At 67.2% G+C, this 15,231-nt stretch carries 13 protein-coding genes; 3 read left to right on the top strand and 10 right to left on the bottom strand.

Going from position 1 to position 15,231, the window contains the following annotated elements; translation table 11 throughout:
• Positions 1-154: 154 nt before the first annotated feature.
• From MHZ91_RS05740 to MHZ91_RS05700, 9 genes are all read right to left on the bottom strand, one after another.
• Complete coding sequence (locus tag MHZ91_RS05740) at positions 155-1,138, bottom strand: FecR domain-containing protein (protein ID WP_239212870.1); 984 nt, start codon at positions 1,136-1,138, stop codon at positions 155-157.
• Positions 1,135-1,647, bottom strand: a complete 513-nt coding sequence (locus MHZ91_RS05735; protein ID WP_175137744.1) for a sigma-70 family RNA polymerase sigma factor — start codon at positions 1,645-1,647, stop codon at positions 1,135-1,137. The genes MHZ91_RS05740 and MHZ91_RS05735 overlap by 4 nt, the downstream gene beginning before the upstream one ends.
• Positions 1,648-1,827: 180 nt before the next feature.
• Positions 1,828-2,952: a class I SAM-dependent methyltransferase gene (locus MHZ91_RS05730; RefSeq protein WP_239212868.1), complete on the bottom strand. Its 1,125-nt coding sequence runs from the start codon at positions 2,950-2,952 to the stop codon at positions 1,828-1,830.
• Between the two features lie 141 nt (positions 2,953-3,093).
• Positions 3,094-4,761, bottom strand: a complete 1,668-nt coding sequence (locus tag MHZ91_RS05725) for an OFA family MFS transporter (RefSeq protein WP_191576062.1) — start codon at positions 4,759-4,761, stop codon at positions 3,094-3,096.
• A 128-nt stretch (positions 4,762-4,889) separates the two neighbouring features.
• On the bottom strand, positions 4,890-5,147 hold the full coding sequence (locus tag MHZ91_RS05720; RefSeq protein ID WP_239212866.1) for a formate dehydrogenase subunit delta: 258 nt from the start codon (positions 5,145-5,147) through the stop codon (positions 4,890-4,892).
• Between the two features lie 17 nt (positions 5,148-5,164).
• Positions 5,165-5,986, bottom strand: a complete 822-nt coding sequence (gene fdhD, locus MHZ91_RS05715) for a formate dehydrogenase accessory sulfurtransferase FdhD (RefSeq protein WP_239212864.1) — start codon at positions 5,984-5,986, stop codon at positions 5,165-5,167.
• Between the two features lie 26 nt (positions 5,987-6,012).
• Entirely contained in the window at positions 6,013-8,889 is a 2,877-nt protein-coding gene (gene fdhF / locus MHZ91_RS05710; protein ID WP_175137748.1) for a formate dehydrogenase subunit alpha, read from the bottom strand.
• Between the two features lie 13 nt (positions 8,890-8,902).
• A complete protein-coding gene (locus tag MHZ91_RS05705; RefSeq protein ID WP_239212863.1) occupies positions 8,903-10,483 on the bottom strand; it encodes an NADH-quinone oxidoreductase subunit NuoF in 1,581 nt (526 codons plus the stop codon).
• Complete coding sequence (locus tag MHZ91_RS05700) at positions 10,480-11,037, bottom strand: formate dehydrogenase subunit gamma (RefSeq protein WP_239212862.1); 558 nt, start codon at positions 11,035-11,037, stop codon at positions 10,480-10,482. Before MHZ91_RS05700 ends, MHZ91_RS05705 begins: the two co-directional genes overlap by 4 nt.
• 158 nt (positions 11,038-11,195) lie before the next feature.
• Here MHZ91_RS05700 and MHZ91_RS05695 point away from each other — a divergent pair, with 158 nt between their 5' ends.
• The 3 genes from MHZ91_RS05695 to mobA are packed head-to-tail and all read left to right on the top strand — an operon-like array spanning position 11,196 to position 14,041.
• On the top strand, positions 11,196-12,305 hold the full coding sequence (locus tag MHZ91_RS05695) for a substrate-binding domain-containing protein (RefSeq protein WP_239212861.1): 1,110 nt from the start codon (positions 11,196-11,198) through the stop codon (positions 12,303-12,305).
• Between the two features lie 7 nt (positions 12,306-12,312).
• Positions 12,313-13,413 carry a GTP 3',8-cyclase MoaA gene (moaA, locus tag MHZ91_RS05690; protein ID WP_239212860.1) on the top strand — a complete coding sequence of 367 codons (1,101 nt, stop codon included), beginning with the start codon at positions 12,313-12,315 and terminating at the stop codon, positions 13,411-13,413.
• A 7-nt stretch (positions 13,414-13,420) separates the two neighbouring features.
• Complete coding sequence (gene mobA, locus MHZ91_RS05685) at positions 13,421-14,041, top strand: molybdenum cofactor guanylyltransferase MobA (protein ID WP_239213008.1); 621 nt, start codon at positions 13,421-13,423, stop codon at positions 14,039-14,041.
• Here the strand turns inward: mobA and glp are convergent.
• Positions 14,026-15,231, bottom strand: coding sequence for a gephyrin-like molybdotransferase Glp (glp, locus tag MHZ91_RS05680; protein WP_175124511.1), 1,206 nt, complete (start codon positions 15,229-15,231; stop codon positions 14,026-14,028). The genes mobA and glp overlap by 16 nt on opposite strands.

The following is a 15,231-nucleotide window of genomic DNA, read 5'->3' as shown; positions in this document are numbered from 1 at the left end:
AAAGCGCGGCCCGCGGGCGCCTCGGGGCCTTCTCTTGGTCTAACGAACCAGAAATGAAAATCTGCGGCGTTGTTACAAAATAGTCGGGATGCGCCGCGGGTGGCCGGCGAAATCGGGGGGGAATCGGGCGACGAATCGGCGCGAATCAGCGCCTTCATGCCCGGCCCACGCTGACCCAGTAGCGCGTGCGATAGCGCAGCCTCAGGTCCAATACGCCGGCAAGCACCTCGAGCGCCTTGTCGGTGTCGTCGATCCGGAACGCGCCGGTGACTTCGCGATGCGCCACGTCGGCGTCGCAGCGCACGATGCCGGTGCGATAGCGGCCCAGTTCGGCCACAAACCGGTCAAGCCGCATGCGGTTCGCAACCAGCATGCCGCCGGTCCAGGCCGGCGCCGTTTCGTCCACCGCGGTCACGGGCGACAGGCTGCGGCGGTCGAACTCGGCCTGCTCGCCCGCATGCACGACCCGGCGCGCCTGCGCTTGCGCGTCCGGCTCCACCTGCACGGCGCCTTCGAACACCGCGAGGTGCGTGGCGCCCCGGCTGTCGTCCATCTGGCGCACGGAAAAGCGCGTGCCCAGCGGCGTCAGCAGGCCGTTTGGCGTTCTTACGCCGAAAGGCCGGCCCGCGTCGTCGGTGCCTGTAGCGATCAGGATCTCGCCGCTGCGCAGTTCGATGCGGCGCTGGTGCGCGTCATAGCGCATCGCCACGGCCGAATCGGTGTTCAGGGTCAGCACGGTGCCGTCGGCCAGGTGCACGACGCGCTGCTCGCCCGTCGCGGTGCGATAGACCGTGCTGCCGTCCCACAACCCTTCGCGCGCGCCCATCCAGCTCAGCGCGCCCAGGCCGACGCCGGCCGCCATCCATTTGAGTGCGCCGCGGCGCGAGCGTTGGTCGCAATAGCGCAGGATGGTCTGCCCCGCTGCGGCGGTGGACACGTTGGCGGTGGTGGCAGCCTTCAGATCCTGGCTGATGCCCTGCAGGCGCTGCCAGGCCAGTTCGTGGCGCGCATCTGCTTCGCGCCATTGCGTACAGGCGGCCTGCGTGGCGGCGTCCGGGGCGTCGCCGGCGCGCATCATCCACTGCGCCGCCTGCCGGATGATGTCGGGATGCACCCGCTCGGTGTGCGCGGCGCTCATGCGTACAGCACCGTGTAGCAGTGTTCCCACGCCTTGATCATGTCGCGCTGCACGGCCGCCACCGAAATGCCCAGCTCGCGCGCCACGTCCAGATAGGGCAGGCCTTCGACCTGCGCCAGCACGAAAACCCGGCGCACCCGCGCCGGCAACTGCTCCATCATGCGGCACACGGCATCCAGCGCCTCGACCACCAACGCATGCGTCTCGGGACTGGGCGCCACGTCTTCGCTGCGCGCGGCGAGCGTCTCAAGATAGGCTTGTTCGATCGCCCGGCGGCGCGATTGGTCGATCAGCAGACGCTTGGCAACCGTGGTCAAAAAGCCGCGCGGCTCGGCAAACGCGGCGCGAGACTCGCTGCGCATGATGCGTTCGAACGTGTCGTGCGCCAGATCGGCGGCGTTGTCGGCATTGCCGGCAAGCCGGCGGCGCAGCATCTGCACAAGCCAGCCATGGTGCTCGCGGTACAGACTGACGAATTCGGCGGAGGACGCAAAAGGGGCGGGCGGCACGGGTCTGCTGGTCAGATGCTAATGGGAATGATTGCTAATTGTAGCCAATCAGCGGCGCGTGGCTATTTCTTTTCACGCCCGCTCATTCCCGCTGCGCCCAAGCCGCGGTCGCGGCCTTCCGCTATCTGGGGTTGAAAGGGGCTCCCGCCCGGCGTCGAGAGCCCCGCACCCTTAAGCCCTTCAGGCGTCGGCTGCGCCCAATCTCCACAGCGACGTCATTTCCTTCGACCGCGCCGCAAACAACGGATCCGACGCGTCCCGCGCCTTGCCGTGCACCGGCCGCGTATCCAGCTTGTCAATCACGCGCAGCCCGGCGGTTTCGATCATCTCCAGCAACTGCTCGCGCGTACGCAACCCCAGGTGCTCGGCCAGGTCCGACAGAATCAGCCAGCCTTCGCCGTTTGGTGTCAGATGATCCTTCAATCCATTCAGAAACCCGCGCAGCATGCGGCTGTCCGGGTCGTACACAGCATGTTCCAGCGGCGAGCTGGGCCGCGCGGGCAGCCACGGCGGGTTGCAGACGATCAGCGACACGCGGCCTTCGGGGAACAGGTCGGTCTGTTCGACCTCGACCTGTCCCGACAGGCCCAGACGTTCCAGGTTCTCGTGCGCGCAGGCGATGGCGCGGGCATCCGTATCAGTGGCGATGACGCGCTTGCCGCCACGGCGGGCAATCACTGCGGCCAGAACACCGGTGCCCGTGCCGATATCAAACGCCACGCTGCCGCGCGGCATGGGGGTGTTGGCGACCAGGTCCACATATTCGCCGCGCACGGGCGAGAACACGCCGTAGTGCGGGTGGATTCGGTTGTTCAGCGCGGGAATCTCCACGCCCTTCCTGCGCCATTCATAGGCGCCGATCAGGCCCAGCAGCTCGCGCAGCGACGCCACGAATGGCGCATCGCCCGGCACGTTCGCGGCTTCGCAGGCCGGATGCGCGTCGGGCGCGCGGCGCAGGGGGATCGTGTGGCCGGCATCGAAGGGAATCAGCAGCATGCCCAGGATGCGGGCGCGCTGCGACTGGACCTGCCGATGTTGGTTGAAGGCTTCGAGCTGGGTTTCGACCGGTTTGCGCGGGCGCTTGTCGACGCGGCGCGTGATGGCGTGCAACAGCTGGCGCGCGTTCTGGAAGTCGCCGCGCCACAGCAGGCCGACGCCTTCGCAGGCGTGGCGGTAGGCCATGTCGGCGGTCAGCGTGTCGTCGGCGACGATGACGCGCTTGGGCGGCGTGGCGCCGGTTTCCGAGTGCCAGCGGGCCGAGCGGGCGACGCCGTTTTCCTCCCAATGCAGTTCAGGCGCGTTCAAGAGGTCGCTCCGGTGGGGAAAAGGGGGAAGGGCAGGATCATGGGAAATGGCACATAAAAGATAAGGGCGCGGGCTGCCAATGTAGCAGCTTCGCGCCCTGGAACTGCCGCGCGGCGCATGCGGCGCCGCGACAGGATGGGGTCAATGGAACAGGACGACGGCCTTTTGCAGCGTGATCCAGATGCCCCAGGCGAGCGGGATGCCGACGCACGCCCACGCAAAGGCGATCAGCGCGGGCGGGGTGCGGAAGTTGGACTTGCCCACGCCGTGGGTTTCAGAGGCGACGGCGCGCTCGTGCGCCAGCGCCTTTTCCTTGGCCAGTTCCTCGTCGGTCATGAAGTACTTGGCGTTGACCGGGCGGATGGCCAGGTTGCACAAAAAGCCCACGACCAGCATGCCGGCCAGGATGTACATGGTGATGTCGTACACCTGGGCGCGCGGCACGCCGATGGACAACTGGTACTCGCGGATGTAGTTGACGAGAACCGGGCCGAAGATGCCCGCCGCCGACCACGCGGTCAGCAGCCGGCCATGGATGGCGCCCACCATCTGGGTGCCGAACAGGTCGGCCAGGTAGGCCGGCACCGTGGCAAAGCCGCCGCCGTACATCGACAGGATGACGCAGAAGGCCGCCACGAAGAGCGCCAGGGCGCCGATGTGCGCGGTCCAGGGGATGGCGGCGTACAAAAAGAAGCCCAGCACGAAGAAGACGAAGTACGTCATTTTGCGGCCCAGCTTGTCCGACAGGCTGGCCCAGAAGAAGCGGCCGCCAATGTTGAAGAGGCTGAGCAGACCGGTGAAGCCGGCGGCAATGGCGGCGATGGCTGCGAGCTGGTCCTTGTCGAGCTGGCCGAAACCCAGTTCAGGCTTGTCGATGAGCCCGCCGCCGAACACTTCTTGCAGCAGCGGCGAGGCCATCCCCAGAATGCCGATGCCCGCGGTGACGTTCAGGCACAGCGCCCACCAGACCAGCCAGAACTGCGGCACGCCCCACACGCGCTTCACGTGGACGTGGCGCTGCGTGATCATCACGTTATTGACCTGCTTGGCGGGCGGCGTCCAGCCGGCGGGTTTCCAGCCGGTGGGCGGCACGCGGTAGCCCAGGGCGCCCGACATCATGAAGATGAAGTACACCAGCGCCATGGTCAGAAAGGTCTGCCAGACGCCCGGCGAGGTCGGCGTGGCGAAGTGACGCATCAGCAGGTCGGCCAGCGGCGCACCGATCATGGCGCCGCCGCCAAAGCCCATGATGGCCATGCCGGTCGCCATGCCGCGGCGGTCCGGGAACCACTTGATCAGCGTGCTCACCGGCGAGATATACCCCAGCCCCAGCCCGATGCCCCCGATCACGCCCGACCCCAGCCACAGCATCCACATCTGGTGCAGGTAGATGCCGATGGCCGAAATGACCAGGCCGCCGCACCAGCACAGCGCCGACACGACGCCTGCCTTGCGCGGGCCCGCGCGTTCCAGCCAGCCGCCCCACAGCGCGGCCGAACACCCCAGCAGCACGAAGAACAGGGTGTACATCCACCCCATCGTCGAGATCTTCCAGTCACAGCTCGTGGTGAAGAGCTCGGCTACGAGGCTCATGTCCGGCGGGCAGGCCAGCGGCTTCGCGCCGCCCACCACCTTGGACAACGGCAGCCAGAACACGGAAAAGCCGTAGGCCATGCCGATGCACAGGTGGATGGCCAGGGCGGCCGGAGGCACCAGCCAGCGCGAGAAGCCCGGCCCCGCGATGGTGCGTTCTTTGTCGAAAAATCCCGGCCTTGAGCCGGGCAGGTCCAGGGTGGCGCTACTTTCCATGATGTCTCCTCAGGGGTGCGGCTTTATAGCGTGCGTTGCCCGGAAAAGCCCGGTGACGCCGCCTCTTTTATGGATCTGTTGCTGTCCTGCCACTTCGGGGCGGGCCGTCATGCGGCGGCCCGGGTGCGCTATGCGACGCGCGCAAGCGGGGTAAGACGCTCGCGATGCTGGGTGACCGCCTGCAGCACCAGCGGATGCAGCTGTTCTTGGCCGGCGTCGCCGTCGGGGCTGCGCGCCAGGAAGTCCAGCAACTCGTTCCGCATGCGCGGTTCCCAGAATTTCTGGATGTGATTGGTGACGCCTTCCAACGCCTCGGGCCGGTCCGGCATGGCGTCGAAGAACTGGCCGATGCGGTTGGCCATGCGGATCAGGTTGACGATTTCCATGCTGTCTGGCGTCCGGTTCAGGTAAGAATGCGTTCGGGGTGGGTGTAGATGGCGGCGTCGCCATCGCGCGTGAAGCCCAAGAGCGTCACGTTGGCGTCGGTGGCCAGGCGGATGGCCAGGGCGGTGGGGGCGGAGACCGAGGCCAGCACGGCGACGCCGGCGGATGCCGTCTTTTGCACCATCTCGAAGCTGGCCCGGCTGGACACCACGACGATGCCGTCGCTGCCATTGACCGCCTGGCGCGCCAACGCACCGGCCAGCTTGTCCAGCGCGTTGTGGCGGCCCACGTCTTCGCGTACCAAAGCGACGGCGCCATCGGCGCCCGCCCAGCCCGCCGCGTGCGTGGCGCCGGTGATGTCGTGCAGCGTCTGGCGCGCGCGCATGTCGCGCATGGCGGCCAGCACGGCCTCGATGCGCACGGGTGCGCCGTTGGTCACCGGGGCCACCGGCCGCAGCACTTCGGGCAGGGTTTCGACGCCGCACAGGCCGCAGCCGGTGCGTCCGGCCATGGCGCGGCGCCGCGTTTTCAGCTGCATTTCACAGGCGGACGAGATCTCCAGCTGCACGACGATGCCGCCGCATTGCGGCAGCAGGTCGATGCCGCGCACGTCGCTGACGCTGCCAATGATGCCTTCGGACAACGAAAACCCGACGGCAAAGTCTTCCAGGTCCGCCGGCGTGGCCAGCATGGTGGCGTGGCTGATGCCGTTGTATTCCAGCGCCACCGGCGTTTCCTCGGCGACGAAGTCAGTCTCGGCGTCGGGGGCGATGGCCCCCGATCGCACGCGGATGACCTGGGTCGGCGTGCAGTCGGGGCGGGCGGTGGTCGGCGTAGGCATGGGATCCCTGGCGTGCTGGCTGTCGGTTACTTCCCGGTCAGCGCCGCCTCGGACTCGCGCGAGCGTTCGCGCAGGAGCTTTTGCTGGATATCCGCAAATCGCGACCATTGCCGCTGCCATTCCGACGGCTGCGACACGCGCGTCACCTGCACGGCCGTGACCTTGTACTCGGGGCAGTTGGTCGCCCAGTCGGAGCTGTCGGTGGTGACGACGTTGGCGCCGGACTCGGGAAAGTGGAACGTGGTGTATACCACGCCCGGCTGCACGCGGTCGGTCAGCGTGGCGCGCAGCACGGTTTCACCGGCGCGGCTCTGGATGCCGACCCAGTCGCCCTCGGCCACGCCCCGGTCCTCGGCGTCCTGCGGATGAATTTCCAGCACATCCTCGCCGTGCCACATGACATTGGGCGTACGGCGCGTCTGCGCGCCCACGTTGTATTGCGACAGGATTCGGCCCGTGGTCAACAGCAACGGGAAGCGGCGCGTGCTGCGTTCATCGGTGGGCACGTACTTGGTGATCATGAAGCGGCCCTTGCCGCGCACGAACTGGTCGATGTGCATGATGGGCGTGCCGTCCGGCGCGTCGTCGTTGCACGGCCATTGCAGGCTGCCCAGCTTGTCGAGCTTGTCGTACGTGACGCCGGCGAACGTGGGCGTCAGCCGCGCGATCTCTTCCATGATCTCGCGCGGGTGCTTGTAGTTCATGGGGTAACCCAGCGCGTTGGACAGCGCCACGGTCACTTCCCAGTCGGACTTGCCGTTCTTGGGTTCCATCACCTTGCGCACCCGGGAAATGCGGCGCTCGGCATTGGTGAAGGTGCCGTCCTTTTCCAGGAACGAGGAACCCGGCAGGAACACGTGCGCGTACTTCGCGGTCTCGTTCAGGAACAGGTCCTGCACGACGATGCATTCCATTGCCGCCAGCGACGCCGCCACGTGCTGCGTGTTGGGATCGGACTGCACGATGTCCTCGCCCTGGCAGTACAGGCCCTTGAACGACCCGCCCAGTGCGGCTTCGAACATGTTGGGGATGCGCAGGCCGGGCTCGGGCTGCAGCGTGACGCCCCAGTCCTTTTCGAATTGCGCGCGCACGGTGTTGTCGGAGATGTGGCGGTAGCCGGGCAGTTCGTGCGGGAACGAGCCCATGTCGCACGAGCCCTGCACGTTGTTCTGGCCGCGCAGCGGATTGACCCCCACACCTTCGCGGCCGATGTTGCCGGTGGCCATCGCCAGGTTGGCGATCGCCATGACGGTGGTCGAACCCTGGCTGTGCTCCGTGACGCCCAGGCCGTAATAGATGGAGCCGTTGCCGCCCGTGGCAAACAGGCGCGCCGCGCCGCGCACCGCCTGCGCCGGCACGCCGGTGATTTCTTCCATGGCTTCCGGCGAGTTCTCGGGCAGCGAGACGAAATCGCGCCATTCCCGGAATGCCTTTTCCTCGCAGCGCTCGGCGACAAAGTCTTCGGCGATCAGGCCTTCGGTGGCGATGACGTGCGCCAGCGAGGACAGCAGCGCGGTGTTGGTGCCGGGCCGCACCTGCAGGTGGAAGTCGGCCTTGATGTGCGGCGAGCTGACGAGCTCGATGCGGCGCGGATCGATGACGATGAGCCGCGCGCCTTCGCGCAGCCGCCGCTTCAGGCGCGAGGCGAACACGGGGTGGCCGCTGCTGGGGTTGGCGCCCATGACGATGACCACGTCGGTATGCATGACGGAGTCAAAGGTCTGCGTGCCCGCCGATTCGCCCAGCGTCTGCTTCAGGCCGTAGCCGGTGGGCGAATGGCAAACGCGCGCGCAGGTGTCGACGTTGTTCGTGCCGAAGGCGGCGCGCACCAGCTTTTGCACCAGCCACGTTTCTTCGTTGGTGCAGCGCGAGGACGTGATGCCGCCCACCGCGTCGCGCCCGTACTGGCTCTGGATGCGGCGGAATTCCGAGGCCGCGTAGTTGATGGCTTCGTCCCAGGACACTTCCTTCCAGGAATCCGTGATGTGCTTGCGGATCATGGGCTTGAGCACGCGTTCCTTGTGCGTGGCGTAACCCCAGGCGAAGCGCCCCTTCACGCAGGAGTGGCCGCGGTTGGCTTGCCCGTCCTTCCAGGGGACCATGCGCACGACTTCCTGTCCCTTCATTTCGGCCTTGAAGCCGCAGCCCACGCCGCAGTAGGCGCAGGTGGTCACGACCGAGTGCTCGGCCTGGCCCATCATGATGACGGTCTTTTCCTGCAGGGTGGACGTGGGGCAGGCCTGCACGCAGGCGCCGCAGGACACGCATTCGCTATCGAGGAAGGGCTGGTCCTGCCCGGCCGACACATGCGAATCGAACCCCTTGCCGGAGATCGTCAGCGCGAACGTGCCCTGGGTTTCTTCGCAGGCGCGCACGCAGCGGTTGCAGACGATGCACTTGGACGCGTCGAAGGTGAAGTACGGGTTGGACTCGTCTTTTTCGGCCTTCAGGTGGTTGGCGCCCTCGTAGCCGTAGCGCACGTTGCGCAGGCCCACCACGCCCGCCATGTCCTGCAGTTCGCAGTCGCCGTTGGCCGGACAGGTCAGGCAGTCGAGCGGATGGTCCGAAATGTACAGTTCCATCACGCCGCGCCGCAGGTCGTGCAGCTTGGGGGTTTCGGTAAAGACCACCATGCCGTTCTCGGCGGGCGTCGTACAGGATGCCGGATAGCCGCGGCGGCCTTCGATCTGCACCAGGCACAGGCGGCAGGAGCCGAAGGGTTCAAGGCTGTCGGTGGCGCAGAGCTTGGGAATGTTGATGCCCGCATCCGCGGCCGCGCGCATCAGCGACGTGCCTTCGGGGACGGTGATCTCCTGGCCGTCGATGGTCAGGGTGACGGTCTTTTCGGACACGCGCGCCGGCGTGCCCATGTCGCGATCGCGCTTGATGACGGTTTCTAGCATGGCGGTCTCGGGTTCAGGCCGCGTGGGCGGCAGACTGGGAGGACTCGATGCCGAAGTCCTGCGGAAAATGGTTCAGCGCGGACAGCACCGGGTAGGGCGCCATGCCCCCCAGCGCGCACAGCGAACCGCCAAGCATCGTGTCGCACAGGTCGCGCAGCAGATGCACCTGCTGCTCGCGCTGGTCGCGGCTCTGGCCGCCAGCGGCGATCTTGTCGATGGTTTCCATGCCGCGCGTCGAACCGATGCGACAGGGCGTGCACTTGCCACAGGACTCGATGGCGCAGAACTCCATGGCGTAGCGCGCCATGCGCGCCATGTCCACGGTGTCGTCGAAGGCGACGAGGCCGCCGTGGCCGATCATGGCCGAGATCTGGATATAGGCTTCGTAATCCAGCGGCACGTCCCATTGCGATTCGGGCAGATAGGCGCCCAGCGGACCGCCCACCTGCACCGCCCGCAGCGGCCTGCCGGACGCGCTGCCGCCGCCGAATTCATACAGCAGATCGCGCAGGCTGAGGCCAAAGGCCTTTTCCACCAGCCCGCCTTGCTTCAGGTTGCCGGCCAGCTGGAACGGCAGCGTGCCATGCGAACGGCCCACGCCGTAGTCGCGGTAGTACGCCGCGCCTTTGGCCAGGATGATCGGCACGGTGGCCAGCGAGATGACGTTATTGATGACGGTTGGCTTGCCGAACAGGCCCGAGATGGCGGGCAGCGGCGGTTTGGCTCGCACCACGCCGCGCTTGCCTTCCAGGCTTTCCAGCAGCGAAGTTTCTTCGCCGCAGATGTAGGCGCCGGCGCCCTTGCGCACCTCCAGGTCGAAGCGGCGGCCGCTGCCGTGCACGTCGTCGCCCAGCCAGCCGACGCTGCGGGCGCGCGCGATGGCGGCTTCGAGCGTGGCGATGGCGTGCGGGTATTCGGACCGGACGTAGATGTAGCCGTACGTCGCACCCACCGCCAGCCCGGCGATGGTCATGCCTTCGATCAGGACGTACGGATCGCCTTCCATCAGCAGGCGGTCGGCAAACGTGCCCGAGTCGCCTTCGTCGGCGTTGCAGACGATGTACTTGGTGTCGCCGGGCGTGCCCGCGACGGTCTTCCATTTGATGCCGGTGGGGAACGCTGCGCCGCCGCGGCCGCGCAGACCGGATTCGACCATTTCGTCGACGATCTGGGCGGGCGCCATGGCCAGCGCGCGCTTCAGGCCTTGCAGCCCGCCATGCGCGGCGTAGTCCTGCAAGGACAGCGGATCGATCACGCCGACGCGGGCGAACGTCAGGCGCTCTTGATGCTTGAGGTAGGGAATTTCCTCGGTCAATCCCAGGCGCAGCGCGTGGTCGCCGCCCGTGAGCCAGCCGGCGTCGAACAGCGACGCCACGTCTTCCGGCTGCACCGGGCCGTAGGCGACGCGGCCTTGCCGCGTGGCGATTTCGACCAGCGGTTCCAGCCACAGCAGGCCGCGCGAGCCGTTGCGCACCACCTGCACGGACAGGCCGCGCTGGTCGGCCATGCGTTCGATGTCGCGGGCCACGGTGTCGGCGTCCATGGCCAGCGCCGCGGCGTCGCGCGGCACGTAGATGACGACCGGGGCGCTCATGGCGTGTCCTCCAGCGTGCGGGCCAGCAGGCGATCAAGCTTGGCTTCGGTGACGCGGGCGTGGGGCTGGCCGTCGATCATGACGGCGGGCGACTGCGCACACAGGCCCAGGCAATACACCGGCTCCAGCGTGAAGTTGCCGTCCGGCGTGCTGCCGTGGAAGTCACAGCCCAGCGCGGTGCGCGCATGGGCGGCCAGGCGTTCGCCGCCCATGGACTGACAGGCTTCGGCGCGGCAGACCTCGAGCGTGTGGCGCGCGGCCGGCTCGGTGCGGAAATGGGGATAGAACGTGATGACGCCGTGGACTTCGGCGCGGGAGAGGTTCAGGGCCTCGGCGATGGTTTGCACCGCCTCGGCCGGAATACAGCCCAGTTCGTGCTGGACCGCGTGCAGCACCGGGAGCAGCGGGCCGGGCTGGTCTTGCAGCCGGTCAATGATGCGGGCCGTGGCCGCGATGGCCGGGGTGGTGGATGCCTGGGCGGCGTCCAGGGCCAGCTTGCCGCCCCGGGCCCCACCGCTGGATGCCAGATCGGATTTTGCCTCGCGCAGGTGCACGTCGGTCTCCTCCTGTGTTGCGTGACCCCGTCAACGGGGGCTTATGTGGCGGTCGGATGAGGGCAAATTAATATGTTTAAAAAAACATATAAAACACGCATCCGCCGCGTTATTTGTGTACTCTAACGAGGTACTTGAACGCCTTCAATAAGAAATAAATGACATATAAGTTCCGAATCGGCCTGCGGCCGCAATGGACATTGGGCGGAGACGACGAGGCGACCCCCGTGCCGTTGCAGGACATGCTTGCGCTGCTGGCGGCCATCGACGCCACCGGCAACATCGCCGGCGCCTGTCGCGCTTGCGGGCTGTCGTACCGGCACGCCTGGGGCGTGTTGCGGCGCTTCGAGACGCTCTTTGGCACGCAACTTCTCTTCACCAATCGCCGCCAGGGCACGCAGTTGTCGCCCTTTGCGGAGCGCCTGCTGTGGGCCAACCGGCGGATCGAGGCGCGGCTGATGCCCACGCTGGACAGCATGGCGTCCGAACTGCAAGAGGAACTTGAACGCCTGCTGCCCGAAAGCGGTCCTCACCTGCGCCTGCATGCCAGCCACGGCTTTGCAGTGGAATCGCTGATGCAGCACATGAGCGGCCGCACGCCCGGGCTGGAACTGCGCTATCGCACTGCGATCGAGGCGCTGGCGTCGCTGGAACGCCACGAATGCGATCTTGCGGGTTTCCAGGTGCCGCTGGGCGATTTCGAATCCCCCATCATGGAACGCTACGCGCAGTGGCTGCATGCGGACGATTACATGCTGATCCATCTGGCCGTGCGCAACACGGGGCTGTTCGTCACCGCCGGCAATCCCAAGCAAATACGCGGCATGGCGGACCTGGCGCGCCGCGACGTGCGCTTCGTGAACCGGCAGATCGGTTCCAGCACGCGCTATCTGGTCGGCCTGATGCTGCAGCGCGCCGGCGTATCGATCGGCGAAGTGCAGGGCTACGAGACCAACGAATTCACCCACATGGCGATCGCCGCGCACATTGCCAGCGGCATGGCCGACACCGGGGTCGGCGTGGAGACGGCGGCCTGCCGCTTCGGACTGGACTTCATCCCCTTGGTGCGCGAGCGGTATTTCTTCGCCATCCGCAAGGCGTCGTTGGACACGCCGGCCATGCAGGATCTGCTATCCATCATGCGCGGGCCGGACTATGTCGGTTACGTGGGCCAGCTCATCGGCTACGACGCCCGCGATACCGGCCGGCTGCAGACCCTGGACGAGGCGTTCCCCCGTGAACGCGCACCGCGATCCGCCGGGATATGATGTGCCAATGAGCAAAGTGATTTTCCTTGCCGATCACCGCGGCGCGCCGCTTTCCGTGCCGCCCGGGGAACTGCCGCCGCCCGGACAGCCCGCGTTGGACCAGCGCGCGCGTCCGCTGCGCGACCTGCGCATTTCCGTCACCGACCGCTGCAACTTCCGCTGCACCTACTGCATGCCGCGCGAGGTCTTCGACAGCAGCTACAGCTTCATGCCGCATTCGGCGCTGCTGTCCTTCGAGGAAATCAGCCGGCTGGCCGGCATCTTCACGCAGTTGGGCGTCGAAAAAATCCGCCTGACCGGCGGCGAGCCGCTGCTGCGCAAGCACATCGAAAACCTGGTTGGCATGCTGGCCGACCTGCGCACGCCGCAGGGCCGGCCGCTGGACCTGACGCTCACCACCAACGGCAGCGTCCTCGCGCGCAAGGCCGCCGCGCTGAAAAGCGCCGGACTCACCCGCGTGACGGTCAGCCTGGATGCGCTGGATGCGACCATGTTCCAGGGCATGAGCGACAGCGGCTTCACGCCGGACGACGTGCTGCGCGGCATCGATGCCGCGGCAGAGGCGGGCTTGGCGCCCGTCAAGGTCAACATGGTGGTGCGCAAGGGGCTGAACGACGGGCAGATCCTGCCGATGGCCGAGCGCTTCCGCCACAGCGGCCACATCCTGCGCTTCATCGAATACATGGACGTGGGCAACAGCAACGGCTGGAACCTCGACGAAGTGGTGCCGTCGCGCGAAGTCCTGGACCGCATCGGCGCGGTCTATCCGCTGGAACCCGTGGAATCCGTCGAAATGGGCCGCGTGGCTGAACGCTGGCGCTACGTGGATGGTGGTGGCGAAGTCGGCGTCATCTCCAGCGTCACGCACGCCTTCTGCGGCGGCTGTACGCGGGCCCGCCTGTCACCCGAAGGCAAGCTCTACATGTGCCTCTTCGCCCACGAAGGCCACGACCTGCGCGCCCCGTTGCGCGACGGCGCGACGGACGAGGAAATGGCGCGCATCCTGGCGGGCATCTGGTCCGCGCGCGGCGACAACTATTCCGAACTGCGCGGCCAGAACATGGCTGACCCGTCGCGCAAGATCGAGATGAGCTACATCGGTGGCTGAATCGTCAATGGCGCGTGACGACGTGGCTGGATTGATCCTGGCCGGCGGCCAGGGCTCCCGCATGAACGGGCAGGACAAGGGACTGGTCATCTTGCGCGGCGAACCGATGGCGGCTCACGTGGCGCGTTGTCTGGCGCCGCAGGTCGGACGCTTGATCATCAGCGCGAACCGGCATGCCGCGGTGTATGCGCAATATGGCGAGGTGGTCGCGGACGATGAGCCTGAACTGGGCGACTGGCAAGGGCCGTTGATGGGAATTGCGGCGGCGCTGTCGTCGGTTTCCGTGCAAGATACCGCCGCGCCGCAGTGGCTGGTCGTCTCGCCGTGCGACACCCCTTTCGTGCCCGCCGATCTGGCACAGCGCCTGATCGGCGCGGCACTTGCTGCAAATGCGCCAATGGCTTATGCAGTCTCCCATGGCCAGCGGCATTCCGCCTGCATGGCGCTGCGCACGGCGCTGCTACCTGAATTGCTGACCTACCTGCGCGGCGGCGACCGCAAGGTCGGGTTGTGGCAGGCGAGGGCGGGCGCGGTTGAAGCGAATTTCGACGACGCGCCGCCGCATGCCTTCATGAACGTCAACACGCCAGAAGATCTGGCGCTGGCGGAACGCTACGCCAGCCAGTGACGCAGGTCGTAGTACGAGACCGTATCCCTGTCCTGCACCAGCACATCCGCCGGCAGGCGCGCCAAGCCAGTGGACCACGGCAATGAGCTGATCACGCCCGACCCCTGATGGCCGTACGGCACGAGCTCGCTGCCGCCTTCGTCCGCTACGCGGCACTGCACGCGCAGGAATTCCTCGCGGCCATCCTGGCGCGGCTGCGCGGTGCGCAGCGGCAGTTGGCTGACCGGCGGGAAGATTTCTTCGCGGCCCTGCATGCGGCGCATCAGCGGCGTCACCAGCGTGGCAAAGACGGCATAGGCCGACACCGGATTGCCCGGCAGGCTGACCACGGGCTTGCCGTCGATCTGCGCCAGCGCCACCGGCTTGCCGGGCTTCATGCGCACCTTCCACAGCGACAGCTCGCCGCCCAGCGCGGCCAGCGCCGGCTTGACCAGATCGCGCTCGCCGACCGACACGCCGCCCACGCTCAGCACCAGATCGCAATCGGCCAGCAGCGTCTTGAAGGCGGCCAGCAGGTCGGCCTCGGTATCGCGTGCATGCAGCACGTGGACGGGCAGGGCGCTCATGCCGCGCACCATCGCCGCCAGCATGGGGCCGTTGGAGTTGTAGATCTGTTCCGTGGCGCGCGGCTGGCCCGGCAGGACGAGTTCGTCGCCAGTGGTCAGGATGCCGACGCGAAGCTGACCGTAAACAGGCACGGTGGCCATGCCTTGCGAGGCCAGCAGTGCAACGTGCGCGGCCTGCAGCAGCGTACCCGCCGGCAGCAGCGCGGCGCCTGCCATCGTGTCTTCGCCGCGGCGGCGGATGTGCTGGCCCGGGCGCGGCTCGCGCGAAATCTGCACGTGGTTGTCGGCTTCGGTCGTGTCTTCCTGCATGACGACCACATCGGCGCCCGCGGGAATCACGCTGCCGGTGAACAGGCGAATGGCTTGGCCGGGCTTGAGCGGCTCGGGCACGTCGCCGGCGTAGCAGCGCTGCTGGATCGGCAGTCGCGCTTCCGGACTCCAGTCGGCCAGGCGCAGCGCATAGCCGTCCATGGCGCTGTTGTCGGCCGGCGGAATGTCCACCGTGGCGTCAAGATGGGTGGCGAGCACCCGGCCGCTGGCATTCGCCAGGTCGACGTGCTCGGTGCGTTGGAGGGGGGCGGCGGCGTTGGCCAGCAGGGTCTGAGCTTGATCGAAATCCAGCAT

The sequence above is a fragment of the Achromobacter sp. ACRQX genome, assembly GCF_022346505.1.
GTDB classification, from domain to species: domain Bacteria; phylum Pseudomonadota; class Gammaproteobacteria; order Burkholderiales; family Burkholderiaceae_B; genus Achromobacter; species Achromobacter animicus.
This window is presented reverse-complemented; position numbering and strand designations above follow the sequence as displayed.